Source organism: Brucella sp. NBRC 12950 (genome assembly GCF_030268145.1).
Taxonomy (GTDB): Bacteria; Pseudomonadota; Alphaproteobacteria; order Rhizobiales; family Rhizobiaceae; genus Brucella.
In genome coordinates this window covers 30,835-57,560 of sequence record NZ_BSQC01000007.1, presented here as the reverse complement: position 1 = coordinate 57,560, position 26,726 = coordinate 30,835, and the positions used below count along the sequence as shown (strand labels likewise).

Below are 26,726 nucleotides of genomic sequence, written 5' to 3'. Positions count from 1 at the left end.
GTGCATCTTATTTTAGAAGCAACTGACGATAGTCTCGTTATTTCCGATAGATCACAGGCGGTTCCATATGGAACCGCCACTGCACATTTATGGGAAAAAGCGCCTGAAAGCGGAGGCGTCGAAACTGCCTGGATCATAAATCTGGATGGTCGAGCGCATCGGGCGTTTGCGCTGGGACTTGATACATCCGGTTCCCAAAGCAATTATCGCGACTGCGGTATGCGTCTCGGCCGACTGAATACCGATGTGCCAACAATCGCGGTTGATCTGCGTGCGCTTTCAGGCCTCTGTCCAAAAGATATTGGAGCTCTTTGCGAAGGCATAGCACTTGGCACTTTCAAACCCGCTAAACGATCAGATCAAACGTTACGCCTCATTTTGTCAAAAGACGTCGATCAGTCTGCGCATCAACAAGCGGCGCAAAACGGGCTCATCATTGCGCACTGGACAAATTGGGCGCGTGATCTGGTGGAGCGACCTGCGGCAGATCTTCGACCGGAGGCCCTTGCAAAGGAAATTGCGGAACGTGCTGCCGAGCTCAATATTGGTGCTGAGATATGGCACGAGCCGCGTATGAAGGCCGAGGGCTTTGGCGCGACACTTGCAGTCGGGCGCGGCGCAGATGCAGCCCCTCGAGTGGTCATTTTACAATTCGGCTCCGGAAATAGACCTGTAGGGCTTGCTGGCAAAGGGGTAACATTTGATACTGGCGGTCTTAACCTCAAGCGCGATCTCCAGGAGATCGGCTATATGAAAAGTGACATGGCCGGAGCTGTCGCGGTCGCTGGGGCGCTTTTTGCAGCCGTAGCACTTAAGAAAGCGCCAGATGTGTTAGCGGTATTGCCGATGGCGGAAAATATGCCCTCGGGCCGTGCCATGCGGCCCGGCGACCGGGTATACCACCCTGATAATTCCACGACAGAAGTGATGGATACAGACAGCGAAGGGCGCCTTCTGCTCGCCGACGCACTCAGTTGGCTCAAAAGACATAATGTTCGTGCGCTGATTGACGTTGGCACACTAAGCGATGGTGGCGGTGTCGGACCTGAGTTCTGGGGCCTGTGGTCAAATGAAGAAAGTTTGGCTGCAAAACTGACAAGGGCCGGTGACAGCGCAGGTGATCCGGGCTGGTATCTCCCTCTGCGTAAAGAACGCGACACTCTGTTGCGTTCGCGTATCGCTGACCGCAGCAATGTGGCGGCAGGTGAAACCGATAGCGGTCAGATTGCAGCCTGTTATCTTTCACAATTCGTGAGCCACACTGAATGGGCGCATATTGATAACGGCTCCACCGCGTGGTTGCTACGAGACGTAGGTCCATGGCCCGAGGGCGCAACCGGCGCCCCACTGCGCGCACTCACTCAATTCCTTTGCAACGAGACACGATGACCGACCTCCCATCAATCCTCGCACGTATTTATACAGAACTTCCCGGCAAATGGCCTTTCACCGGAGGCATACTTGGCATTGTCACGCGGGATGGCGACGCCCGTTATCTGAAATTTGGCAGAGATTTCGAGCATAAGGAAATCACGGCACGAACACCGTTCTTAATCGGCTCTATCAGCAAGTTTTTCACCGGATTAATGATCGCCAATCTGATCGAGAATGACGTTTGTGACCCGGACCGTCCTGCCTCTGACATTCTTCCCTGGCTAAAAATTGGTTCGGACTATCCCGAACCATCGTTGCGCCATTTGCTTCATCACACTGCTGGGCTCGTCAAGGGCGCTGATGATCCACCAGACGAACTGGCGCAGTGCTGGAGTCTGCGCGACAGCAAAACTGCCAGCCCTCCCGGCACGTTCTTCCACTACTCAAATCTCGGCTATAACGTCCTTGGTCTTGCCGTCAGTCGGCTGACTGGCATGCATGCCACTGACCATGCGCGAGCCAGCTTATTGGCTCCGCTCGGAATGACCGACTCCTTCGCACGGCTTGAGAGCACCACTCGCGCGCATGTTGCGACAGGAAGCCAGCCCGCACGCGATGATATTCCGTGGCGACCCGGCTTAGCACTTGCCGCGGCTCCGTGGGTCGAGGCAGAAGGCGGCGACGGAAGCATCGCCGCTTCCATCCGCGACATGGTCCGCCTGATGACGGCGCTTTTGCATGATGGCCGGATCAACGGAGAACAGGCAATTCCTGCCGCTGCTCTGTTGCGCGCAATCACGGACCTCGGGCATGAGGGCGAGGGAAATGTCGACGACTTCGGTGGCCTTGCAGTTAGCGAAAGTCGGTATGGCTATGGCATCAATATCGAAACGGTTGGCGGGCATATCTGCCTCACACATGGCGGCGGAATGATCGGGCATTCGAGCTTCCTTCTGGTTGACCGCACCGCAGGTCTTGGCATCTGTGTCCTTACCAATGCAAATGGCTGCTATGCCGTTGGGGAGACGCTTGCCCGGCACGCACATGCGACGCTGGTAAAAGGCGCGGTGCCGGCAGCGCGGCTGGATCTGGCATTCGGCACCGATTGCAAAGGGTACAACTCCTCGATGATTGGCCGTTTCGCTTCTGACGCAATTGGTGAAACTGGTCCTGACATTATCGAGATTTTTGAGGAAGACCAGCGCCTTTATCTGCGTAGTAACGGTATAAGGGCCAATATTTGGCGCAGTTGGGGATCGCGTATGATGACCGATCACCCGGACATGGAGCATTTCCACTTAACCTTTGATGCCAACCTAAGCCAGTGGGCGTTCGGTGATCGTGTTTATAGGCCAGAAAATACGCAACCGTTCCATAGCCTCACTCAGCAAAAACACCCTTACGCTGGTTTGACGGGACGCTATCGCAGCTATTCTCCCTGGTGCCCCACCTTCCGCATCGTCATGCGTGAGGACAAGCTATGGCTCATCTCGCCGGGCGGAGTAGAGGGGCCTGACCTTGATATGGAACTTGTCGCGCTTGAAGACGGAATATTCCGGATCGGTAGCGATCCGCGACTTCCCGAACGTCTGTTGCTTGACAAATTTTGTGAGGGTCGTCCGGTCACCGTCTATCGTGACAGTTGCCGTTACTCACGCATGTCGATCAAGTAGACATTCCAGGTCCCCGCCACCGCCAACGGACCAGCAGGACACCGCTTCGAGAAGGAAAATAATTGCCCGTTTGAACCGGTCAAAGTTACTTTGATGATGACTGCCACTAGTGATCTACACAATCACATGCTCAAAGCGCTTACGAAAAAAGGGGGAAGCTTAGAGCAGTATTTTCGCTAGCTTCCATCCTGGCCACGTTGATTTAAAGTATTATGTTTTTTGCCGCGCCGACGATACGCGCGGGCGCTTGCTTGGTCCCCGCACGGAGACATAGCACACCATACCCGATTGCCAGCCCGCGACTTATCAACGAACATCACATGACAGCGAGGCGAAGCGCATTGCTTGATGCGCATGCGATATGGGCCGGTAAATACCTGGATAGCATCACGCGCAATCAAACCAAGAATTTCGTTCATTTCGGCTGCATCGGGCGGCTCAGTGCTGCAGCCGTCACAAGCAATACGCAAAACCGGCATACCTGAACGGGCATGAGCGTTGATCAAAGCAATATCAGTCACCGAAATCTCACGTTGATTGATACGATTGTCGGCCAGCCTAAATATCGCCTCTCGCAAAGCCTTTGTTTTTGCGAGTTCCTCGTCTGTCACACAACCTGAGAGCGGCGGTAGCTCTGCTTCACAAAGCCATCTGTCCAGCAATGATGGCTCTGAGAAGCGGTCAATACCCTTGGTTCTGTCTTTTGACGCCGCGACTGTGGCAACAAGATTGAGTGCAACACTGTCAGAGCGGAACAGGAAGCGCCAGCTTCCTTTTCGGCGCTCTTTCGGATGTCTGGATTTTGCGGCATTTATGTCCATCGGCTCACTCTTTGCGTGACAGGCCGTTCAGCTTTTAACGCTGAACGACCCTTATGGGATAAGTTCCAACAAAATCAACTGTTCGCCGAAGGCGTTGCCAGCTCAAGGTCGACGGCATATTTGCCAATTTCCTGTATTTTTACAGCGACCGGATCATGCAGCGTATAGATGCGGACATCACGCCAGTAGCGATCCAGTCCCTGCTTCAAAGTCGCAGAACGCGCGCCAACGGCCTCAAAAATGCGCGAAGTTACTGAAAGCGATGCCGCGTCCGATGCAACTTTGGCCTGAGAGATGAGATCGGCAATCTCGCCACGACGTTCCGGTGTCAGCCGATTTTCGTCAATGTCTGCGACCAGTTCGCCGAACGCTTTGTTGGCCACAGTTGAAAGGGCAAAGGACGCGTTGGCTGTTGTTATGGCACGTCCGATACTGTCTGCAACGTAGTCCGGCACAGATGAGTTTTGACCGTTTTTGCGCAAATGCAGTTGCGACAGAGTAGTATCAATTGCCCCCAACGCTGTCCCATTGAGAAAATTAACGAACATGATCTGAAAGGCCAACGAGCCTATGGATTCATTGAGGGGTCGTTTTGTAGGATCGGCGGCTGATGTGCTGAAAATCGCGTCATCAGGGATAAATACATTTTCAAATACCAGACTGCCTGATGCCGAGCGACGCGCGCCAATGCCATCCCAGTCATCAGCATGGACAATCCCAGGCGTCGATGCATCAAGAACGAAAGTCAGACGTTTTTCAAGACCATCTGCAGAGCGATAGCTTTCGCCAATCACGAGACGATCCGCTGTTTGTGCAGCGGTTGCGAAGCTTTTCGTTCCATTGGCAATGTATCCTCCGTCAACCCGCTTTAAGTCTGCCGCAGGACCGTTTGGATTGTTGGCACCGCCCCAAAGTGTCGGTGTCCGCAACGAATCTTCCACAGCTTTCGAGAACACGGGCCCACGCCCGGCAATCTCAATACGCAGGAGATGCATATAATTGTAACCGAGAAGAGCTGCGGTGGATAAATCGACGCGTGAGACCTCCCGGATCGCAAAAAGGGCATGTTGCCATCGTGCTTTTATCGCTTCGCGGCGGCTATCAGCTTTCCGAAACAGCCTCAGACCATCATCGATCGTTAATGCCGGCAGACGAGACCAACGCAGAAGTTCTGCCTCCTCAGTCGGTGCGGAACCTTTACGGTCCCGCTCTACCACATGCGGAGCAAGCTCAGCTTTTACCTGATCGACCCGCGCTCGAATGTCGGCCTCTATTGGCGGATCGAACCATTGCGTGTGCCGGAAGGATTGTATATGTGCATTCATGGTTTCACATCCAGAACGGCTTTACCATGCAAACGCCGGTCAAGAAGGGCCGCAACCGCCTGGTCAAACTCGTTCCAGTCACCACGCCATTTCACTTCAGTCTTAAGCTTGCCCTCAGCCAGCCATTGCAGCAGTGCCTTGAGATAAGAGCCCACCCGGTACTCGGAAATCAGGAAGCCATGAATGTGGCGCCCAACCGGACCAACCGTGCCCAGATTGCCAAAAGTGGCGTCTTCTCCTGAGGCCCAACCGAGGCTTTGTACATTTCCATGACGGTTAAGAAGTTTGAAGGACTGCACGAGCTGCGGCCCACCGACATTATCGATCACCAGATCGATACCTTCCTTCACATCATCAAGGCTGGTCACAACAAGATCCGCGCCAAGTTCCCCCAGACCGGTTGCACTAGCATCTGATCCCACAGAGGCGATAACGCGCGCGCCACCCAGCCGTGCAAGCTGAATTGCAAAGCGGCCTACGCCGCCAGAAGCGCCGGTGATCAACACCGTCTTGCCGAGAATTGGCCCACCAAGTTGTAAGGTTGCCAGCGCCGTGACAGCTGCTGTCGGCAGAGTTGCAGCTTCTGCAGGATCTACACCCTCCGGAATGACAGCAATATCTTCTACCTGTGCAACGCGCTTTTCAGCCCAGGCACCAAGTGGGGCACGTGTCACAACCAATGTTCCGATGGGTGGCGCTTTGGTTTGTGGGCCAACGGCTACAATCACACCGGACGCATCCCATCCAAGAACCGTGCCATCAGCCTCAAGACCGCGTGCCCCCCGTCGAGTTTCGCCGAAATTCAAAGAGGTGTTTGTCACATTGATGAGTACTTCCCCATAACCAGGCTCAGGAGTCGCCCGTGTCGCGAAACGCAGACCGCCGGAAGTTGCCTTATCTGTCTCGATAACTCGAATGGTCATACGCTGATCCTTTCTAGACGCCCTGCAATCGAAGCGCCGCGGGTAACGACGTTATAAACAAAGCTGTTAAGCTCAACGCGTTGGCGCAGGTCTTCCAGCTCGGCGTCAGATGCGGGAGATTGGATTTTCGCGGTGTATCGAAGTTCCAGATCAACGGGCTCGTTTGAGCCTGTTCCGATTTGTCCGGGTTTGCTGACAGCTTCGGCGACAACTTCCAGCGCATCAATCTCGATATCGAGCAGTGACGCCTGAATAAGAAAACCATGATTGAGGCAACCAGCAACGGCGCCGATCAGCAATTCACCCGGGGCCGGACCAAGATCAAAACCACCGCCGGCGGGAGATCCATCGGTGATAATCTGAAAATCACGAATGAAAAGACGACGGATTCCGCTGCGTCCTTCAGCAACGACACGGGCGGAAAGCTGGCCTGCGCCGGATGGCTTTCCCTGTCGTGCGTCGTGCAGCTTTCTCTTGTGTCGGATGTATTTCGTCAGACCACTGGTCATAGGTATTTCCTGTACTCGGTAGGTTGGAAGAATGGCTTATTCAGCAGGTTTGATTTCGTATGGTAGCGTCCAGTCATCCCGGCGAATGTCCCACACGACTTTGTTGCTGTAGGCATAGGTTTGCGGCAGATCCCAAAGAAAGACGGCGAGTGCTTCATCAGATGCCACTTCGGTTGCACGTTTGACCGATGCGAGCTCGGCCTCCTTGGTTAGTGCGCCCTTTGCCTGCTTGACCGCTTCGTCAAAGGCGGCGGGGACGGGTCCAATCGTCTGAAAATGCGTGCTGCCAAGATAGGTCAGTGTTTCGGCTGCAATGCTGGCCGTATCGGCGTAACCAAACCAAGTCAGGCCGGCTGCTTTATCGGATGCCGCGCGCTCGGCATGGGACGAAGCAGGCAAAATATTGAGCTGCGCCCGCACGCCAACGGCTGCTAGTTGCGCCGCGATAATTTGTGCTGCCTGCTCTCCACCGACATAGGTGCCTTTGCCAAACACCATCTCGACATCAAAGCCATCCGGATAACCAGCTTCCGCAAGCAGCGCTTTAGCCTTCGCTGGATCATAAGGCCACGGCTTCAGCTCTATGTTATAACCCTCATGAAAGCTGGTGATGATCTGGCTGTTGGCGGGGCTTACCAATCCTTTGAATAGGGCCTTGGTAATGGCTTCCTTGTCAATTGCGTAGTTCAAAGCCCGTCGCACCCGCGCATCATCAAGCGGCTTAATATTGGTGTTGAAACGGATGATCTGTACGCGCGTGCTTGGACGCGCACCTGCTATCAGATTCCCATTGGTTTCGAGTTGTGCGAGATCCTGCGGTGCGATAACAGCTGCGGCATCGATCTCGCCGGATTTCAGGCCATTGATCTTGGCCGCAGCATCCACAACAACGCGGAACTGCGCCTTGGTGAATGTTGCTGACTTGCCGAAATAGTTTTCATTTGCTTCAAGGCGAACTTCGCCCTCGGGATTATAGCTGACCAACTTATAAGGGCCGGTGCCAAGTGCCTCAATCGCTGGATTGTGTGACTTGGCCCATTCCGGTTCCAGATAGAAAATCCCTGCCAGCCGCTTGGGAAACTCGATGTCGGGTTGTTTCAGTGTAAAGGCAACCTGATGCGGTGAAAGGACTTCAACCTTATCGACTGCCTTCATCGACGATACGATCCAGCTTGGCTTATCTGACGACAGAATTCGCTCGATGTTCCACTTAACAACTGAAGCATCAAATGGCACATTGTTGGAGAAAGACACGTCGTCACGCAGATCGAACACCCAACGCGTATCCGACTCCTGCTTCCAGCTCTTTGCCAGAACACCTACCAGTTTTCCTTCACCATCAAGGCGTGTCAATGGCGAATAGATCGATGCAATGATGCTCAAATCCCCACGCAAGTTCCCCCCAACGGCGGGATCAAGGGTCTGCAAAGCATAGGGCAACGCCACCACCAATTCATGTGTCTTGCCATAGTCCGCAGGTGCTTGTGCGTGGGTCGCCGATAGCGTTGCAGACATGACAATCAGGCTTGCTCCCATCAATCTCAATGCGTGCAATGATCGCTTTATAAACATGTGTCTTTTCCAGTTTTCGTGTTCAGATTCAGGAGTTGGGAGAGACAGGAGGCTTTCTGCCGGGAATGGCAGCAAGCAACTGTCGAGTATAAGGATGAGCCGGTGCCTGAAAGATCCGGCGGGTTTCGCCGCGCTCGACGATTTCACCGCCACGCATCACCACGACTTCGCGACACAAACGTGCAATGACTGAGAGATCATGAGAAATGAGCAGTTGCGCGGTACCATGCCGACGCTGCATATCTTCCATCAAGGAAAGCACGCGTTCCCGCGACGTGGAGTCGAGTGCCGCGACAGGCTCATCGGCGATGAGAAGTTTGGGGCTGGGCGCAATTGCCCGTGCGAAACCGACACGTTGGCGCTGTCCTCCGGATAGGCGTCCCGGCAACCGATGCCACAAAGACGGATGAATACCGACTTCTTCGAGCAAGCCTTTGGAAATCCTCGCGGCTTCAGCTTTGCAAAGCCCTTTCGCAAGCAAAGGTTCCGCCACTGTCTCCAAAATGCTTATGCGCGGATCGAGAGACGAGTATGGGTCCTGAAACACATATTGTACGTGGTCTGAGCGTGTCCGTGGAGGTCGCGCGTTACCGTCAATCAGGATATTGCCGTCATCTGCGCGCTCCAGCCCGGCAATAATCCGGGCCAGCGTAGTTTTTCCCGAGCCACTTTCGCCAACAATTCCGAGCGTCGTGCCAGCCTTGACCAAAATATCGACGCCATCGAGCGCGCGTGGACCGTTGCGAAATGTCTTTTGAAGAGCTTTTACTTCAACAAGTGGAGGTTGGGATCCAGCGTCGTAAAGCGTGCCACCTACAGTCGCAAAAGTCAGTTTACTTGCCTTAAGAAGTGATCGCGCAGCACGGCTCCTGGGATTTGCAAAAAGGTCATTCGTAACGCCGCTTTCAACGATCGCCCCGCCATCCATGACGGCAACGCTATCCGCTCGATCCCGGATCACGCCCATGTCGTGGGTAATCAGGAGAACACCGAACTCATGACGTTTTTGCAGCCGGGCAATGAGATCAAGAATTTGCGCTTGAACTGTCACATCAAGCGCAGTCGTCGGCTCATCTGCGATAAGCAGTTTCGGCTGCCGCGCCAAAGCCATCGCAATAACAACGCGTTGCGCCAGCCCGCCCGACAGTTCATGTGGCCACGCGGTCAGCTTCTTCACCGGCTCGCTGATACCCACCTCCTCCAAAAGTTGCAGGCAGATATTGGCAGCCTTGGCCTTTTCGCGGCGCATTGTAGGCGATAGGGCTTCAAACAGCTGAGCGCCAACGCTCAGCCGCGGATTAAGAGCAGTTGTCGGGTTCTGAAAAACCACACCAATCTGTGACGTTCTGAGATCGCGACCGCGTTGAGATCTTCCAAAAGCGAGGGGTATGCCATCGAGATAAGCCCGACCATCAGCATGAAGGCCTTGTGATAGAAGTCCTCCAACAGCCATTGCAGTCAGTGTTTTACCTGAACCGGATTCGCCAACGATCCCGAGTGTTTCGCCTTGATTAAGCGTGAATGACACCGGACCAACAATTGCCTCTCCACTTGCCCTGACAACCAGCCCTTCAACGGATAAAAGTGTATTCATGGATGTCATGCCTGCGCTCCTGTTTCACGCGCGGAAAGCCGGCCCGAAAGGGCATCGCCTAAAAGCTGCATGCCAAAGAGAAGGCTGAGCAGAGCAAGCGCAGGCATGAGCGATAGCCACCAGGCGGCGCCGAGCTGCGACTTCCCCTGGGCGATCATAAGGCCCCAATCGGAAGTTGGGGGTTGAATCCCCAAACCAATGAAGCTCAGACCAGCTTCTGTCATGATGATGAAGGCGGCACTTATCGTTGACGATGCAATCATCAATGGCAACAGTCCCGGAACGATGTGGCGCAAGACGGATTTCCACAACGGCACGCCTGCAAGCCATGCGGCTTCCATATAGCCCTGATTTCGCGCATTAAGGGTGTAGGATCGGGCGACACGAAAATGCAGGGGCCAGCTTTCAAGTGCCAGAATAAGGATCAAATTCTCAAGCCTTGAACCAAACAATGCCAGCGCAAGAAGGGCCAAAACAAGACCAGGAATTGTCAGCTGAATTTCAGCAAGCCGGGCAATGAACTGGTCTAACAAACGATTGGTCAATCCTGCGACAATACCCAGTACGCTTCCGATGAAAGCGGAAAGAAGCGTTGCAAGGGTTGCAACCAGCAGCACTGGCCTCGCGCCGTAAAAGACCCGACTTAAAATATCTCGTCCAAGATCATCTGTTCCGAGCCAGTGTCCGCTGTTAAATGATGGCTCTTGTAGAAACGCCATCAGATCACTTGTATTGGGATCAAAAGGTGCAAGTAGTGGTGCGAATATAGCGCCAAAGACCCAGAGAATGATGATCAGCAAGCCAAGTTTGCCTCGCAAAGCCAGTTTTGGCGTTGGAATTTCACCTGTGGCATCAACGATTTCCGGGCTCGAAATCTCGCTCATTTCGTCACCGCACTACGTGGATCGACAACAGCAATGAGAAGATCGGCTACAAGATTGCAGAGACTGACGGTCAAGGCGATCAGTACAATTGTGGCCAGTATGACTGGGTAATCTTTCATACCAACTGCACTTACTAAAACCGTACCAACACCCGGCCAACCAAAGACTGTTTCTGTCAAGACAGCACCACCCAACAGAGTGCCCGTCTGTGTGCCAAGAAGTGCAATCACAGGAACAAGGGCATTGATTGCGATGTGCCTGAAACGCACGCGGCTGAGTGAAATCTGTTTCGATAAAGCCGTGCGCACGTGATCTGCGCCTTGCTGCTGTTTGAGACTGGTACGAAACAGACGCGCCACGGGTGGTGCAATCAACAATGACAAAGTCAACGCAGGCAAAACGAGATGACGCAAGCTGCCACTGCCCCCCGTTGGCAGCCATCCGAGCGTCAACGAAAACAGCAGAACAGCAAGGATGCCGGTCACGAACACAGGCGTGGACTGCACGACAGTCAAAAGGGCCAGCGGTCCTTCACGCAGTAACCTGCTTGATGAAGTGGCTGAAAGATAACCAGCGATCAGCCCTAATGCTGAACCGGTCAACAGTGCTGTCAAAACCAGAAACAATGTCAGTGGTATAGCCGGTGCAAGAACATCGACCGCAGGGACGTCAAAACGAAGAGACTTTGGAAACTCGCCGCGCAGGCAGTTAAATAGAAATTGAGCATATTGCTCTACCAACGGGCGATCAAAGCCATAACTCGCATTTAATGCGGCAATCTCGTCTTTCGTAGCTTGACCGCCAGCGAGCAGAGTAGCGGGGCTACCGGTTGCGAAGATCAGGAAGAACACCAAAGAAACGGAACCAAGAACGGAAATTGCCGTCGCCCCAAGCCTTTGCAGGACAAAAGACGGGCGAATATCGCGCCGCCGTTGTGGCAGCTTGCTTAGAACTGGTCTTTGAGCATTTGCGGGTTCAGAACCCTCGTCGGCTTGCAGCCAGAACTCCTGTTCGCGCGATTTGACGGTCATAACCAGCCCTTGATAATTAATCTAGTATTTTTATAGATTATATATCATCAGCTATTAAGCACCTGACGTTTCGTTTGAAATGACGACACGGAAACAAATTACTACCCAAGCTGCGCTGATGAGCTCAAAAACATCATGGGTCTAGCACCTGACGCAATCAAAAGTCGTCGGAACAGCAGTGATCGAGCTCTGAAGAACCGCTTCATACCTCGTTTCTGTTCAGGGGAAATTCGACCATCAAAAGGCGCAAGAGCGCCTTTCTATGCAATCGGTGTTCGTGGCCCGCGGAAGAGAGCGTGCTGGTTTTTAGAATATACAAAGTAAGGCAAATTGGTTGCCAACCAGATATCAGCGGAACGCTTGGCTATTGAGAGAGAAGAACCGGCCCGTTGAACTAGTGTTCACCTTTGACTTCTTCTCGATCTGAAGGCATTTCGGAAAATTTGGCACCATGCGAAGAACTCGCATCATCAAAGCTCGTCAATGCTGCCGCTGTCAGCAAGGTCGAACGCCATATCGAGGATGCGCTTGCAAAAGGCGCAAATCTGATAGCTGGCGGGAAGAGACATGAACTGGGCGGAAACTTCTTTGAGCCGACCGTTATGACCGAGATTTCGTCGGATATACTTGTCTGTCGTGAAGAAACATTTGGTCCGCTTGCTGCACTAATCCGGTTTGAAAGCGAAGATGAACTGATCCAAATGGCAAATGATTCAGTTTCCGGCCTTGCCGCCTATTTTTATACACGCAATCTGGGTAGAGCGCTTCGTCTGAGTGACAAGCTGGAAAGCGGAATGGTTGGGGTTAACTCGACACAGCTTGTCGCTGAAACCGTACCCTTTGGCGGCGTAAAACAATCAGGACTGGGACGTGAGGGCTCTCATTTTGGCATCGAAGAAGTCACCGAAGTCAAATATATCTTTCTCGGCGGCTTAAACGCACACTAGTTTAAATGGAAATATGCTCTGATCTTCAAATTCCAGAGCATCCCATGCGCGCCGGAATAAAACCCGGCGCGTTGCAGCACATTTTGAACAATGTGGTGCGCAACGCAACTGTGAGATATTAGGGTGTATATTGCAAAGTCTGGATCGTTTCGCAAAAGTTCTGAAAGCGTTGGCGGGAGCTGATAAGTCCGGCTTGCGTCTTTCACAGGTTTCCCGCCTCACTGGTCTGGGCCTTCCAACGACATTAAGATTGCTTGAAGCACTGGTGGAGCAAGGTTTTGCCGAAGCTGATCGTGATCAGAAGTCTTTCAGCCTGGGACCGGAACTGGTCTTCCTCGGAATGGCGGCAACGCGGAGTTTTCTGGTCGCTCAGCTTGCAAGAGATGCATTACTTAACCTTGCAGGCATGACAGGCGATACGACCTATCTGACACTGCGCAGTGCAAACCATACAATTTGCCTTGACCGTGTACTTGGTAGCTATCCGCTGCAGACCTTGACAATTCAGGTGGGCGATCAGCGGCCTCTGGGCGTTGGTGCGGCGAGTATAGCCATACTCGCAACCATGTCGGAAGATGAGACCCAAGAAATTCTGCGCCAAAATCAGGAAGCATTTAAACACTTTCCGGACATTACCACCGAGCTTATCCGTAATGACGTTAATGCGGCACGTTCACTAGGGTATTCGCACACGCAAAATCATGTTGTGCCGGATGTATGGGCCGTTGCTCACGCAATCACCGATCCATTTGGCAAGGCGATCAGAGCGGTAACAACTGCAGCAATTGCGTCACGTTTCAAGGATGACAGGCTTCAATTCCTGCATGAAACCACCAAAAATGCTGCCATCGAAATCGAAAAGCGAATTACGAGCCACCCACATGGTTAAAACGCCGACCTGATTGAACCAGACCGGCGTTTTAAAAGTGGTATTTCTTCTATCAGCTTTCTAGACCAAGCACTTTCGCTGCATTGGTTGCGACCATCTTGTGGATGTCTTCATCGGAATATCCAAGCTCCATCAGAATGCTAATGCCGCGTTTAAAGCCTTCCAGCGGATCAACAACGCCGACCTGACCAAGATCGGAGCATATAATCGTTCTATCAATACCAGCGGTATCTACCAGTGATTTCATGTCCTCAGATGTGCAGGTTTTGAACTTTGAACCTTCCACAAAGAAAGCCAGTGAGTGCTCGACGTAAGCGCCCATCTCAGCAATGCCGCGCACATCCTCCAGCGATGCACCGACCACGTCTTCTGGATGCGTGAAGATGAGGCGCTCAACACCACGGCGCTTTGCTTCCTCGAAAACGATCCACGTTTCGCTGACATGGATATGACCACTCGCAAGCGTCATATTGTTCTTCGCAATAATATCGAGGATTTCCTTAAGTGCATCAACAACCTGCTTCTGCCCATCAAGAACAGGTACCGGCGATGCTGAACGCATCTTCTGAGTCGATGCTGGGTGCGCCCAACTCCCGGTCTTTTCCCACTGCAGGTGGTTCTCGGCCGCAAGTGTTGGCATCCACACAACCTTACCGCCCATTGCGGCTGTATGTTCAACGGCATAAGGGTTAAGACCGCCTACAACGTTGTTAAGCACTATTCCTGAATAAATTTTTGTCCTGAGATCAGGATAATGGTTCGCGATCAACTGAGCCGTCGCAACGCCCGCATAATCGTGATCCTTGGTTACGGCTGCGATAAAGCCCGCATCTGAATAGATTTTTGCGAGTTCCAGATGATCAACCATTCGCGGTGCGATCGAAGGCCCACTATGCACATGAGGATCCACTGCGCCAATCAGAATCTTGGCAATTCTGGCTTCCTGTTCGTCTGTTCTCATCCGAATGTGTTCCACACCAATTCCTCCCATTATTCAGCATCACTCAGGACTCTGCCTGATGTTCACCGCATGATTGAAGCAATCATCGCAGCGATCATGACGTGAACACAAAATTTTCATCTGGCAGATGACCAACGGCTCTCTGGTCGGGAAATACTATCTTGAAGCCTTCAAGAGACGGCCACTTTGTTCTCCCTGTAAGAACTCTGTTCTCTTATGCGCATTTTGCGGATCGGTGTCAACGCGTAAGAATGGTCTGTGAGGAAGTTGAACAGTGCAAAGTTTGCCTAAGCGTGTCCGGCCATTTGAGCGAGGGCGCGTAGACGAAAGCGCGTCTGCAGATGATGGCTTAAATGGACATCGGGCATATCAGCGAACAGAAACTTTACCCGAAAAGTGCCGGCCACTTTTCGGGATGCCGTTTTAATTCACATGCCCGAAAGCACTTGAAATATCTCTCGTCAACCGAAGTAGCCGATTGACCAGCGCAGGATCTGGCACGTCTGGAATATGCTGAACAGAACCTACAAAGCCGATGCTGGCTATCAGCTTATTGTCGTAATTGATAACCGGCGCAGCCATGGCGTTTATACCCAACAAAGCCTCCTGCGGCGCAGAAGCGAACCCGTATTCACGTACCTTCTTCAATTCTTCTTCCAGAACGTCCCAACTGGTAATTGTATGTGGTGTAACTGGAGTTAGCGATGTCTTCTTCAACTCAGACAGGTTGCTACCCCCCATTGCCAGAAAGACCTTTCCCTGCGCTGAAGCATGCAATGCAAGATGGCTGCCGGTGCGCACACCGATCTCTATCTGATGCGTGCTTGGACAGGTTAGAACAACATAGGCAGAGGCTGGCATCGGCGTCGACAATACAACAGCCAACCCAGTTTCATTACGTGCTGCCAGCATAAATGGTAAAGCGATCGCCGTGATGTCATTGAGACTTTGTGCCTGCTGCCCGATCAGCCAGGCCTTGGGGCCAAGGCGATAGCGACTGGTCGATGGATCCTGCACAACAAGCCCGCGACTGATTAGCGTATGCAAGTGTTTGAACGCCGCACTTTTGGCAATTCCAAAGCTCTCAGCTATCTGCGTCACGCCGTCGCGTTCAGGGGAGAAAGCAACGTGTTCCAATATCCGCAGGCATAGTTCAGCGGCCTTAACATTGTCTGTTCCAGTCACGATCTCTCCTATTTCCAGTTTTACTACCCGCCTAGCGAATTGAATTTATTACACGATTTCTTCTTACTTAGATTTTTGATTCTTACGAATTGCCAATTCACCTCATGAGTTTGCCATGTTGCTGTTGACAGATGCTAGCACGTCGTTTTTATTAAGAACAGAGTTCTCTATATGAGAACAATCTTGGGAGGGATTAAAATGAAAGCCTATTTTCTGGCGGCCATGTTGGGCGTGATGGCACACAGTGCGTATGCAGAACCGGTTACTCTTCGTTTGGGTCACGCAGTTTTTGAAAGTCATCCCAATCACGACACGGCCGTGCGTTTCAAAGAAGCGGTGGAGCGAATCTCGAACGGTGATGTCAAGATCGAGATTTTTCCCTCGCGGCAGCTTGGTGATGTGAGAGAGCTGATGGAAGGCGTCGAATTGGGAACAATCGACATGACCGTTAATTCCTCTTCAGCTCTCGCGACAATGATTCCAACTGTCAACGCATTGCAGTTGCCGGGGATCATCCCGGATTATGAAGGTTTTGCTAAGCTGGCGGTATCTGATTCCGCACGTGCAATCATGGATAAAATCGAAGACCACGGCATGATTGCGCTTGGGCTTTATGATGGTGGTCAACGTCACTTCTTGAGTGTTCGCAAGCCGGTTGAATCCTTGGCAGACCTTAAAGGCCTTAAAACACGGGTTCCACCTACTCCATTATTTATCGATATCTGGAAGACACTTGAAACCAATCCAACTCCAATGGCCTATGGCGAAGTCTACTCAGCTTTGGAAACCGGTGCACTCGATGCGGTAGAGATCAACCTGTCTTCAATTGACTCCGAGAAATACTACGAAGTCGCCAAAGGCGTCACATTGACCGGTCATTACTTCTGGCCCTCATTCCTCCTGATCAACAAAGATACGTTTGAAACATTGGATGCTGCCCAGCAGAAGGCCATGCGGGATGCTGTTGCAGAGACCGTTCATCCGCAAATCATGGCTGTCGCGGAACAGGACAAACGCGTCCTTGAAACACTGGCGCAACGCAATATCCCGGTAGTCAAGCCTTCAGCTGAAATGACAGAGCAAATGCGCGAAGTTTTTGCCCCCCTAGTTGAGAAATATAAGGCAAGCGATCCGCTGATTGCAGCCTTTGCTGATGAAGCTGCAGCCATCAATGGCGCACAGTAATCTCGACGCATCCAATCATCGGGATATGCAAAAATGAAGCGACTGCAACAATGCTACGTCATTGTGATCGAAAGCATCTGCCTTACAGGCATTACGCTGGTCACACTTCTTGGCGGCCTACAGGTCTGGTTCCGTTATGTGGCTGGCGATTCACTGGTCTGGTCTGAAGAACTAATGCGCGTGACAATGATCTGGATCGTTATGCTGGGCGCCGGTCTGGCATATTCACGCGGTCAGTTCCTTGGGATGCGGGTTCTGCTGGATTACCTTCCCTCCCCAATCCGCCGCGCCTGCGATTTTATATCATTAATAGGAATGCTGACTTTTCTCGGCTTCATCGCCTGGTACGGTTGGAAATTTGCAATGAAGACACAATTGCAGCTCTCTCCCACGCTCGGATTTTCTCTGTTCTGGGTCAATATTTCAATTGTTGTCGGATCGCTGCTTCTGGCGATCCATATCATTCTAGGTTCAATCTTTGGCGTGCAGGAAACGGAAATTCTGGAGGGGCACGAATGATTTGGCTCGGCGGTTTCTTCTTTTTCTTCCTGCTCATCGGCATGCCAATTGCCTTTGTTTTGGGAGCAAGTGCACTCGGCTATTTTGTTATGACCGAACAAACGCGGTTCCTGATCACGCTGCCACAGCGCATGATCGCAGGCATGGATATGTTCGTTCTGCTCGCCATTCCGCTGTTTATCCTTGCCGGCAACGTGATGGACGTTGGTGGTCTGACAAAAAAACTGGTTGGGCTTGCCAATTCGGTGGTCGGACGCTTCCGCGGAGGCCTTTCATTGACCGCTGTATGGGGTGCGTTTCTCTTCGGCGGCGTGACGGGTTCTGCGGCTGCTGATGCAGCAGCACTTGGCACCGTATTGGTGCCGGATATGAAGCGTCAGGGCTATGATGTTGATTATTCCGGCGCTTTGATTGCTGTGTCATCACTGATGGCACCTCTGGTTCCGCCATCGATTGCGATGATCATTTATGGCGCTCTATCCGGCACATCGATCTCGGCATTGATGATCGCTGGTGTTGTGCCGGGTATTATTCTCGCTGTTGTGCTATCTGCTTACGCAATCTTCATCGCCAGAAAGCGCAATTATCCGCGTGCAGCTCCAATGCGCTTTTCTGAGATCATGCGCTCAGCAATCCATGCTATTCCGGTTATGCTGCTGCCAGTTATCATTGTTGTGGGCATTCGTGGCGGCATTTTTACGCCCACGGAAGCTGCAGCCGTTGCTGCTATCTACGCACTGATCGTGTCCGGTCTCATTTACCGGGCATTAACGCTGACATTTCTCAAACGTGCACTGGTTAATACAGCAATTCTCAGCGCGGCGATCTACGTGCTGATCGCAATGGCGAATGTGGTTGCCTTTATCTTCGCTGTTGAGCAATTGCCGCAAAAAGCAGTCGCAGGGCTGACCACAATCTCAGACAACCCCCTGATCATTTTGTTGATGGTCAACATCATTCTGCTGATTTTAGGTATGTTCCTGGACACGATTGGCGTCCTCATTCTCACGGTTCCGGCTTTGACCGCCATCGGCACAACTCTGGGAATGGACCCTGTTCATCTGGGCGTAATGGTCGTGTTCAATGTCCTCATCGGCTTTGTAACGCCACCTGTCGGATTATGCCTGTTTGTTATTGCTGGCGTGACCCGAAGACCGATGGAAAAAATTGCACTTCATGCTCTGCCGATGATTGGCCTCGCCATTCTCGTTCTCGCACTCATCGCGCTTGTTCCTGAAGTTGTGCTGTCACTGCCACGTATGATGGGATGAAGGAAATATTATGAACCGCCTCGAAACCCGTATTGGTCGGCTGACGCTTAAAAACCCCGTTATAGCCGCTCCGGGTGAACATATGATCGATGCAGCTGGTATCCGATCTGCAATACTTAGTGGTGCCGGGGCAGTCGTGGGAAAATCCACGAATGAATCTGAGGCGGCCAAAGACCAGTTGACCCGAGCAGAATATGTTGCGCTCGGGGCTGACTGGCGGCCCGTGCCATGGTCTGCTGATGCCCCACCAGCAACCATTCTTTCGCGCTCTGGCCTTCATCCGCTTGGCTTTGAAGACTGGCTGGCACAGTCGGTCGAAATGGATCAGTTGGCGCGCCAAAATGATTGTCTTTACGTAGCCTCGCTTATTCTTGCCCAGCCAGAACCAGCAGTAGCCATGGCAAAAGCGATTCAGGCTGCGGGATTTAGGGTTCTGGAATTTAATATAGGCACTCCTTATGCCAGTCAGGCCGCTAAGGGCGCTGTGTCTACAGAGCTTTCGCCTGAACGTGTGGGCGCACTGACCGCCATGATGGTTCACGCACTTGATATCCCTGTCTGGATCAAGATCACAGGCCAAAGCGAGCGTGTACCAGAACTCGCTAAGGCAGCTTTTGCCTCCGGTGCAGAAAGCGTTGTTATGGCTGGCCGTGCGCTTGGAATGGTTCCGGATCTGGAAACGATGGCGCCGATATTAAGCACAAGCGGTGGTATAGGGGGGTTCTGGAACCTGCCCCTGACCTGTCACTGGCTGGCAAATACACGCACTCTGATGGGCCCTTCATCATCATTGATCGGTATTAATGGCGCAACAAGCGGCCATGATGTTGCGCGTATGGTGCTGGCGGGTGCTTCGGCGGTCGGCATGTCTTCCGAAGTCATGCTGCGTGGTTGGCAGGTTCTTTCGGATGCGGTCAGTGAACTGGACGTCTGGTGTAAAGCCAAAGACGTGACTATCGCGGAAGTCATTGGCCGCGCGGCTGATGGGCGCAAACGATTTGCCGATATGCCGATACTGGATGAGCACTGGCGACATTTCATTCCATCGCCTTTGGATAACACGGGAAAAGCATAGGGAGATGTGTGACGTCGCGCACCGGAAATGATGAGCAATAACGCAAAAGTAAACAAAGGGCGGAACATATGATCCTGCGCGAACGCATTATGGCCGGGGAACTACTGGTTGGCCCGTTCCAGAAAACTCCCAGCCCACAGGTCACCGAATTGCTCGGTTTCGGTGGCGTCGATTTTATTATTGCAGATCAGGAGCATGCTCCCATCGGGATTGAAGCACTGGATCAGATAGCCATGGCCGGGCGTGCAGTCGGCTTGCCTGTTATGATCCGCGCAACCCTCGCATCGCCAGCCGCCATATGGCCTGCACTTGATCTGGGTTGTATCGGCATTATGGTTCCACATATTCGCAATGCATCCGACGCCAGTGCCGTTGCTGATGCAATGAAATACGCACGCGGACGTGGATTTTCCCCATCAGGTCGTGCAGGAGAATATGGTCGCATGCGCGCTGCGGATTACCGTGCTTTGTCCGACTCCCAGACTATCTTTCTGGCCCAGATCGAAGATGCCTGCGCGCTTGACGCACTCGACGAAATTGCTGCGGTACCCGAAGTGGACGTGTTGTTTATCGGGCCACAGGATTTATCATACTCGCTTGGCTGTTCCGCAGATGCACCAGAAATGCATGAAGCCATTGATCAGGTTATCGCTGCCGCTAAGCGACATGGAAAAGCATCCGGCTTTTTTGTTTCCGATGCGAGCCATATTCCAGCCCTCCACCATCGCGGCATGACCGTTTTTGTCTGTGGTTCCGATCAGGGACTACTTCGCAACGGAGCAAGCCAGCTGATGACCACGGTTCACAATTTCAAGGAGTAATAACATGAACATCCATCAGATCGACTGGTCTAAAATCGAGTGGAAAACTATTCGAGCCGGTGTCGAACAGAAAGCCTTTTCGGGCAACGCAGCGACTTTGGCTCTGCACCGCCTGCAGCCCGGTCACGAACCTAAGCCTCATAAACACACCAACGAACAGATCGCTTACATCGTTTCGGGCACCGCTGATTTCCACATTGGCGACACTGTCACGCGACTTGGGCCAGGTGGCATTGTTGTTATCCCTTCAGACACCATGCACCACGCAGTTGTGGTTGGGGATGAAGAGGTGATCAACATCGATGTTTTCACCCCAGCACGACCAGAATACGCACCTCTGCCCGAAGTCTAAAATCAAATCAAATCCCCCCAAGACGCAGCCTGAGACGGCTGCATGACTCACTTTATGTCTGGAGACATTAAATGACACAGACCATGTTCATCGATGGAAAGTGGACTGCTGGTTCCGGCTCACGCCGCTTCCCTGTCGTTAACCCTGCAACTGGCGAGAAAGTAGCTGAAGTTTCTCTTGCTGAAATCGCAGATCTGGATGCCGCTCTCGAAGCTGCTGACCGCGCATTTGTCAACTGGGCGCGCACCTCTGCCTATGATCGCGCAGCTATACTCAAGCGTGCTGCATCCTTTGCGCGGGAACGTTCAGAAGAAATCGCTCAGGCTATTACGCGTGAACAGGGCAAGCCACTATCCGAAGCGCGCATGGAAGCAGGCAGCGCAGGCGATCATATTGAATGGTATGCGGAAGAAGCACGTCGCACCTATGGGCGGGTAATCCCTACCCGCCAGCCAGAGGTCATGCAGAACGTAATCCTTGAGCCGGTGGGTCCGGTTGCAGCTTTCAGCCCGTGGAACTTCCCGATTGGTCAGATTGTGCGCAAGATTGCGGGCGCACTGGCGGCGGGCTGCACAATCATTGCCAAAGCACCAGAAGAAACACCAAGCTGTGTCATCGCGCTGGTGCGTTGCTTTGAGGATGCGGGCGTTCCAGCAGGCGTACTGAACCTTGTTTTTGGCGTTCCGGCTGAAATTTCCGAGCATCTGATCCCATCGCCAATTATTCGCAAAGTTTCCTTCACCGGATCAGTTCCGGTCGGCCAACATCTTGGGGCACTGGCTGCAAAGCATCTCAAGCGTACAACAATGGAACTTGGTGGCCATGCACCTTTCATCGTCTGCGATGATTATAACGTTGCAAAAGCTGCCGCACTGGGTGCGGGTCTTAAGTTCCGTAATGCGGGACAGGTCTGCGCGTCTCCAACGCGATTTCTGATTCAGGAAGCCGTATTTGACACTTTTACAGAGGCTTTTGTCGGCCACGCGAAAGCATTGAAGCTCGATGCTGGAACAGTCGAAGGTGTTGGTATGGGTCCGGTTGCGCATGCCCGCAGACTGGACATGATGCAGGATCTCGTTGATGACGCAGTTTCACAGGGCGCAAAGCTTCTGACTGGTGGCGCACGTCATGGAAATATTGGGTTCTTCTTTGAACCGACGGTTCTTGCAGATGTACCGCCTTCAGCACGGATCATGAACGAAGAGCCATTCGGACCCATCGCGATCGTCAATCGCTTCGCCGAATTAGACGAAGCCATCAAAGAAGCCAACCGTCTCCCATATGGTCTGGCTGCTTTCGGCTTCTCAACCCGTAATGATCGCACTCATGCTATGGTTCGCGGCATTGAAACTGGCATGCTCTCGCTTAATCACTTTGGCCTTGCAGCCCCGGAAACGCCTTTTGGTGGGATTAAAGATTCCGGCCATGGCTCAGAGGGTGGCTCGGAGGGAATCCAGGCTTACCTGACCACCAAGTTTGTCTCACAGATGAATGGCTGATCTGATGGATAGCTTCGATCATATCGTGATCGGTGCCGGTTCAGGCGGTGCGGTTGTAACGCGCCGTCTTGTGGATGCCGGCCGTTCGGTGCTGCTGCTTGAAGCAGGTCCCAGTGATAAAACTCCTTTTGTACATATTCCAGGCACATTCGTGCGCGTTATTGGCTCGAAGCGAACCTGGCCTTACGCAACAGAACCGGAAGCAGGTGCGCTCGGCAGAGTGATGCACATCCCGCAAGGCCGAACGCTTGGTGGCTCATCCTCAGTCAATGCGATGATCTACATTCGCGGCGATGCGCAGGATTATGACGACTGGAATGCAAATGGCGCCAAAGGCTGGTCTTATGCCGATGTCCTGCCGTGGTTTCGCAAAGCGGAAGCAAACTGCCTGTTCGATAATGAGTACCACGGTACCAAGGGGCCTCTCACCGTATCGGATCCCGCACATCGTCATCCACTGGGTTATGCTTTTCTGCGCGCCGCGCAGCAAACAGGACTGCGGCTCAATCCGGATTTCAACGGCGAAGATCAGGAAGGCGTCGGCTTTTATCAGAGCACCACGAATGCCGGACGCCGGGCCTCAACCTCCGTCTGCTATCTGAAGCCTGTTCGAAAAAATAAGCTCCTTACGCTTCGTACCGGTGCACAAGTGCAGCGGCTGCTTGTTGATGGCGACCGGGTACATGGCGTCGAAGTGCGGATGCAAAACGGACAGGTGCTTCAATACACTGCCCGTCAAGACGTAGTTCTGGCGGCTGGTGGATTGGGCACACCGAAGATACTAATGCTATCAGGTATAGGACCTGAATCTTCGATCGTGCCGCACGGTATCAATCACATTCATCGTCTGGATGGCGTTGGCAAAAACTATCAGGATCATGTTTCAGCTTCTGTCTATGGCAGCCTAAAATCACCATTAAGCCTGTTCGGAGCAGATCGAGGGCTTAAAGCTGTCCAAAACATGAGCCGCTATCTACTCACCCGCTCTGGTGTGCTCGCGTCAAACGTCATCGAAACAGGTGGTTTTCTCGACACTTCCGGAAGTGGTAGGCCGGATGTCCAGATCCATGTCGTCCCGGCGCTTGTGGGGGATGCTGACCGCGCACCACCGCAACAGCATGGAATTTCTCTAAATCCGTGTTGCCTGCGCCCGACATCGCGCGGACAGGTGACACTCCGGAATCCAGATCCTGACGCACTGCCTGTTCTGCATGCCAACAATCTTACGACAGATGAAGATATACAAACACTGATGCGTGGTGTCAGCCTGTGTCGCCGTATTTTGCAAGCTCCAGCTTTAGCTGAGCACCTCAGCGGAGAGTTGGCACCAGGTACGGCAGGAGATACGGTCGAAGGGCTTGAAGAACACTGTCGCCGCTTTGCGAAGACAGTGTTTCATCCCTCATGCACTGCTCGTATGGGAACGGACGATCAGGCCGTTGTCGACCCGACGCTCAAGCTGCGTGGGCTGAAAGGTTTGAGAATTGCTGATTGCTCGGTAATGCCAGCGATTGTAAGTGGTAACACAAATGCCCCCACAATCATGATCGGTGAGCGATGCTCAGATTTCATTCTGAAGAGCAAATAAAAGTGCATCAGCAACAGCCCACCAGGAAACCTGTCTTAATACAATAGAAAATAGAACACCGATTTGAATGAAATCAGATCGGTGTCCTAAAGGCGACGGAAGTCACAAAAGAACTGCACTAGACTGCGGGATGACTACTAGGCTTCCAGACACATAGCCACGCCCATACCACCACCAATGCAAAGAGTGGCAAGACCCTTACGGGCATTTCTGCGCCTCATTTCATGAATAAGGCTAACAAGAATACGAGCACCTGAAGCACCGATTGGATGCCCAATCGCGATGGCGCCGCCATTCACGTTCACCTTATCAACATCCCAGCCCATGTCCTGATTTACAGCGCAGGCCTGCGCTGCAAAAGCTTCATTTGCTTCGATCAGATCGAGTTCGCTGGTGCTCCAGCCAGCCTTCGCAAGTGCTTTTCGCGATGCCGAAACTGGGCCGATCCCCATTACCGCTGGATCGACGCCCGCCGTAGCCCAGGAGGCAATCCGCGCGAGAATAGGCAGATTGCGCCGCTCTGCCTCAGCGTCCGACATGATAACAAGCGCCGCAGCGCCGTCATTTAAGCCGGAAGCATTTGCGGCAGTGACAGTTCCATTCTTTTCAAAAGCCGGACGCAGCCCTGCCATTTTTTCAGCACTGGCATCCGCCTTGATATATTCGTCGTTATTAACAACGATTGTTCCCTTCCTCGTTTCAATCGAAAAAGGCACGATCTCAGCGTCAAATCGCCCGGCCGCCTGAGCTGCCGCAGCCTTTTGTTGAGAGCGCAGTGCGAAGTCATCTTGTTGTTGGCGCGAAATCCCATACGCCTTTGCAACATTCTCAGCTGTAATTCCCATATGATACGAATTGAATGCATCCGTCAGCCCATCTGATAGCATGGTGTCAACGAGCGAAACGTCCCCCATCTTCGCTGCAACACGCAAATACTGACAATGCACAGACCGCGACATCGATTCCTGCCCACCAGCAATCATGATCCTTGCGTCGCCAGACGTGACTTGCTGCGCGGCCAGCGCCACTGATCGCAGCCCGGAACCACAGACCTGGTTGATGCCGAAGGCTGTCGTGCCATGCGGCAAACCCGCAAGAATACTGGCCTGCCGCGCAGGATTTTGCCCTTGACCACCGGTAAGCACCTGACCAAGAATAACTTCGTCGATATTCTCTGGCGCTATGTCTGTTTGCTCAAGAATGGCCCTGATCACCGACGCGCCCAGCTCATGCGAAGGCGTCGCTGCAAATGAACCTAGAAAACTGCCAACAGCCGTGCGCTTTGCTGCGACGATTACTGCATCAGCCATGGCTCACCTCCCCAGCAGAAAGATGCACATCGAAGTCAGCCTCGGTTTTTGCCCTGATTTCGTCCAGTAAAACACCATCTGCCAGTTCAATAAGTGTCAGTTTCGGTGTACCATTTCTAACGACCGTGAAGACGCCCAAATCCGTGATGATGAGGTCTGCAACTCTTTTCCCTGTCAGAGGCAAGCTACACTCCTTTAGTATTTTAGGCTCGCCCTTTGCTTCGTGCTCCATGACTACGACGACACGCTTCACTCCCGCAACGAGATCCATGGCACCGCCCATGCCTTTTACCATCTTGCCCGGAATCATCCAGTTCGCAAGATCCCCACTCTCAGACACCTGCATAGCACCCAAAATCGACAAATCGATATGTCCGCCGCGGATCATCCCAAAGCTGTCAGCTGACGAAAAATAGCTTGTATTGGGCAGTTGCGTGATGGTCTGTTTGCCTGCATTGATCAGGTCGGCATCTTCGTCTCCATCAAATGGAAACGGACCCATCCCGAGCATGCCGTTTTCACTTTGCAAAGTGACTTGCACGCCATCAGGAATGTAGTTGGCGACCAAAGTTGGAATACCGATTCCGAGATTGACGTAAAAGCCGTCTTCGAGCTCGCGCGCAGCTCGTGCCGCCATTTCATTGCGTGTCCAGGCCATGTCAGGCTTCCTCCAACTTTCTTTCGACGACAGTTCGCTGCTCAATACGTTTTTCCACTTCGGGAGCAGCCACTATGCGCTGAACGAAAATCCCCGGCGTATGGATCATATCCGCATCAATCTCGCCAAGCGGAACAAGATGTTCAACTTCGGCGACTGTGACCCGCCCAGCCGTAGCCATCATTGGATTGAAATTACGTGCTGTCTTGCGATAAACAAGGTTACCTTCTGTATCAGCCTTCCAGGCATGAACGAGCGACACATCTGCCACAAGCCCGGTTTCCATCACGTAATCATCGTCATCGAACCGACGAACTTCCTTGCCTTCTGCAATCAGCGTTCCAACACCTGTTTTGGTGTAAAAGGCCGGGATCCCTGCGCCGCCTGCTCGGATACGCTCGGCCAACGTTCCCTGAGGATTGAATTCCAGCTCCAGCACGCCCGATAAAAACTGTTCCGCAAAGAGTTTATTTTCTCCAACATAAGACGAGATCATCTTACGGATCTGCCTGGTTTCTAGCAAAACCCCGAGCCCAAAGCCATCAATGCCGGCATTGTTGGAAATCACAGTCAGGTCTTTAACTCCTGACAGGCGAACTGCTTCTATCAGAGCTGTCGGAATACCACACAATCCAAAGCCGCCGGACATGATCGTCATGCCGTCTTTGAGTGCGTCTGCAAGCGCCAGCGTTGCAGTTGAATAAACTTTTCTCATAAATCCTCCCGCCTGCCATCTCGTCTTCATATTAGGCAGCGCCGC

At 52.7% G+C, this 26,726-nt stretch carries 25 protein-coding genes; 12 read left to right on the top strand and 13 right to left on the bottom strand.

Annotated elements, in window-relative coordinates:
- Both QSJ70_RS13130 and QSJ70_RS13125 read left to right on the top strand, forming a co-directional pair.
- The gene (locus QSJ70_RS13130) at positions 1–1,389 is read left to right on the top strand and encodes a leucyl aminopeptidase family protein (RefSeq protein ID WP_285536942.1); all 1,389 of its coding nucleotides are present in this window, start codon (positions 1–3) and stop codon (positions 1,387–1,389) included.
- Entirely contained in the window at positions 1,386–3,047 is a 1,662-nt protein-coding gene (locus QSJ70_RS13125; protein ID WP_285536940.1) for a serine hydrolase domain-containing protein, read from the top strand. The genes QSJ70_RS13130 and QSJ70_RS13125 overlap by 4 nt, the downstream gene beginning before the upstream one ends.
- A gap of 176 nt (positions 3,048–3,223) precedes the next feature.
- On the opposite strand, the gene QSJ70_RS13120 is transcribed toward QSJ70_RS13125, so the two are convergent.
- From QSJ70_RS13120 to QSJ70_RS13085, 8 genes are all read right to left on the bottom strand, one after another.
- Positions 3,224–3,868: a CGNR zinc finger domain-containing protein gene (locus QSJ70_RS13120; RefSeq protein WP_285536939.1), complete on the bottom strand. Its 645-nt coding sequence runs from the start codon at positions 3,866–3,868 to the stop codon at positions 3,224–3,226.
- A 74-nt stretch (positions 3,869–3,942) separates the two neighbouring features.
- Positions 3,943–5,193, bottom strand: coding sequence for an acyl-CoA dehydrogenase family protein (locus QSJ70_RS13115; RefSeq protein WP_285536937.1), 1,251 nt, complete (start codon positions 5,191–5,193; stop codon positions 3,943–3,945).
- The gene (locus QSJ70_RS13110) at positions 5,190–6,116 is read right to left on the bottom strand and encodes a zinc-binding dehydrogenase (protein ID WP_285536935.1); all 927 of its coding nucleotides are present in this window, start codon (positions 6,114–6,116) and stop codon (positions 5,190–5,192) included. The genes QSJ70_RS13115 and QSJ70_RS13110 overlap by 4 nt, the downstream gene beginning before the upstream one ends.
- Entirely contained in the window at positions 6,113–6,625 is a 513-nt protein-coding gene (locus tag QSJ70_RS13105) for an OsmC family protein (RefSeq protein ID WP_215780173.1), read from the bottom strand. Before QSJ70_RS13105 ends, QSJ70_RS13110 begins: the two co-directional genes overlap by 4 nt.
- Before the next feature lie 36 nt (positions 6,626–6,661).
- Positions 6,662–8,197 carry an ABC transporter substrate-binding protein gene (locus tag QSJ70_RS13100; protein ID WP_285536933.1) on the bottom strand — a complete coding sequence of 512 codons (1,536 nt, stop codon included), beginning with the start codon at positions 8,195–8,197 and terminating at the stop codon, positions 6,662–6,664.
- A 28-nt stretch (positions 8,198–8,225) separates the two neighbouring features.
- Positions 8,226–9,800, bottom strand: a complete 1,575-nt coding sequence (locus QSJ70_RS13095) for an ATP-binding cassette domain-containing protein (RefSeq protein WP_285536931.1) — start codon at positions 9,798–9,800, stop codon at positions 8,226–8,228.
- Positions 9,797–10,675, bottom strand: a complete 879-nt coding sequence (locus QSJ70_RS13090; RefSeq protein ID WP_285536929.1) for an ABC transporter permease — start codon at positions 10,673–10,675, stop codon at positions 9,797–9,799. The genes QSJ70_RS13095 and QSJ70_RS13090 overlap by 4 nt, the downstream gene beginning before the upstream one ends.
- A complete protein-coding gene (locus tag QSJ70_RS13085; RefSeq protein WP_285536927.1) occupies positions 10,672–11,706 on the bottom strand; it encodes an ABC transporter permease in 1,035 nt (344 codons plus the stop codon). The genes QSJ70_RS13090 and QSJ70_RS13085 overlap by 4 nt, the downstream gene beginning before the upstream one ends.
- Positions 11,707–12,149: 443 nt before the next feature.
- Here QSJ70_RS13085 and QSJ70_RS13080 point away from each other — a divergent pair, with 443 nt between their 5' ends.
- Together QSJ70_RS13080 and QSJ70_RS13075 are read left to right on the top strand one after the other, a co-directional pair.
- On the top strand, positions 12,150–12,653 hold the full coding sequence (locus tag QSJ70_RS13080) for an aldehyde dehydrogenase family protein (protein ID WP_285536925.1): 504 nt from the start codon (positions 12,150–12,152) through the stop codon (positions 12,651–12,653).
- Between the two features lie 130 nt (positions 12,654–12,783).
- Positions 12,784–13,542 (top strand): IclR family transcriptional regulator, encoded by a 759-nt coding sequence (locus QSJ70_RS13075; protein ID WP_285536923.1) that lies wholly within the window; start codon positions 12,784–12,786, stop codon positions 13,540–13,542.
- Between the two features lie 52 nt (positions 13,543–13,594).
- Here the strand turns inward: QSJ70_RS13075 and QSJ70_RS13070 are convergent, their stop codons facing one another.
- Together QSJ70_RS13070 and QSJ70_RS13065 are read right to left on the bottom strand one after the other, a co-directional pair.
- A complete protein-coding gene (locus QSJ70_RS13070; RefSeq protein ID WP_252349198.1) occupies positions 13,595–14,503 on the bottom strand; it encodes a DUF6282 family protein in 909 nt (302 codons plus the stop codon).
- Between the two features lie 423 nt (positions 14,504–14,926).
- Positions 14,927–15,688: an IclR family transcriptional regulator gene (locus QSJ70_RS13065; RefSeq protein WP_215780137.1), complete on the bottom strand. Its 762-nt coding sequence runs from the start codon at positions 15,686–15,688 to the stop codon at positions 14,927–14,929.
- A gap of 198 nt (positions 15,689–15,886) precedes the next feature.
- On the opposite strand from QSJ70_RS13065, the gene QSJ70_RS13060 reads away from it, so the two are divergent.
- From QSJ70_RS13060 to QSJ70_RS13025, 8 genes are all read left to right on the top strand, one after another.
- Positions 15,887–16,873 (top strand): TRAP transporter substrate-binding protein, encoded by a 987-nt coding sequence (locus QSJ70_RS13060; protein WP_215780135.1) that lies wholly within the window; start codon positions 15,887–15,889, stop codon positions 16,871–16,873.
- A gap of 33 nt (positions 16,874–16,906) precedes the next feature.
- Complete coding sequence (locus QSJ70_RS13055) at positions 16,907–17,392, top strand: TRAP transporter small permease (RefSeq protein WP_215780132.1); 486 nt, start codon at positions 16,907–16,909, stop codon at positions 17,390–17,392.
- A complete protein-coding gene (locus tag QSJ70_RS13050) occupies positions 17,389–18,663 on the top strand; it encodes a TRAP transporter large permease (protein ID WP_215780129.1) in 1,275 nt (424 codons plus the stop codon). The genes QSJ70_RS13055 and QSJ70_RS13050 overlap by 4 nt, the downstream gene beginning before the upstream one ends.
- A gap of 10 nt (positions 18,664–18,673) precedes the next feature.
- Positions 18,674–19,738 (top strand): beta/alpha barrel domain-containing protein, encoded by a 1,065-nt coding sequence (locus tag QSJ70_RS13045; protein WP_285536917.1) that lies wholly within the window; start codon positions 18,674–18,676, stop codon positions 19,736–19,738.
- Between the two features lie 68 nt (positions 19,739–19,806).
- Positions 19,807–20,559, top strand: a complete 753-nt coding sequence (locus QSJ70_RS13040) for an HpcH/HpaI aldolase family protein (protein WP_215780125.1) — start codon at positions 19,807–19,809, stop codon at positions 20,557–20,559.
- A gap of 4 nt (positions 20,560–20,563) precedes the next feature.
- Positions 20,564–20,911 (top strand): cupin domain-containing protein, encoded by a 348-nt coding sequence (locus QSJ70_RS13035; RefSeq protein WP_215780123.1) that lies wholly within the window; start codon positions 20,564–20,566, stop codon positions 20,909–20,911.
- A 71-nt stretch (positions 20,912–20,982) separates the two neighbouring features.
- Entirely contained in the window at positions 20,983–22,410 is a 1,428-nt protein-coding gene (locus QSJ70_RS13030) for an NAD-dependent succinate-semialdehyde dehydrogenase (RefSeq protein WP_285536914.1), read from the top strand.
- Between the two features lie 4 nt (positions 22,411–22,414).
- Complete coding sequence (locus QSJ70_RS13025; protein WP_215780119.1) at positions 22,415–23,998, top strand: GMC family oxidoreductase; 1,584 nt, start codon at positions 22,415–22,417, stop codon at positions 23,996–23,998.
- A 137-nt stretch (positions 23,999–24,135) separates the two neighbouring features.
- On the opposite strand, the gene QSJ70_RS13020 is transcribed toward QSJ70_RS13025, so the two are convergent.
- Genes QSJ70_RS13020 through QSJ70_RS13010 form a run of 3 tightly spaced genes read right to left on the bottom strand, consistent with a single transcriptional unit; the run spans position 24,136 to position 26,681 of the window.
- Positions 24,136–25,308 (bottom strand): acetyl-CoA C-acetyltransferase, encoded by a 1,173-nt coding sequence (locus QSJ70_RS13020; RefSeq protein ID WP_285536911.1) that lies wholly within the window; start codon positions 25,306–25,308, stop codon positions 24,136–24,138.
- Entirely contained in the window at positions 25,301–25,966 is a 666-nt protein-coding gene (locus QSJ70_RS13015) for a 3-oxoacid CoA-transferase subunit B (RefSeq protein WP_285536909.1), read from the bottom strand. Before QSJ70_RS13015 ends, QSJ70_RS13020 begins: the two co-directional genes overlap by 8 nt.
- A gap of 1 nt (position 25,967) precedes the next feature.
- On the bottom strand, positions 25,968–26,681 hold the full coding sequence (locus tag QSJ70_RS13010; RefSeq protein WP_285536908.1) for a CoA transferase subunit A: 714 nt from the start codon (positions 26,679–26,681) through the stop codon (positions 25,968–25,970).
- Positions 26,682–26,726 lie beyond the last annotated feature (45 nt).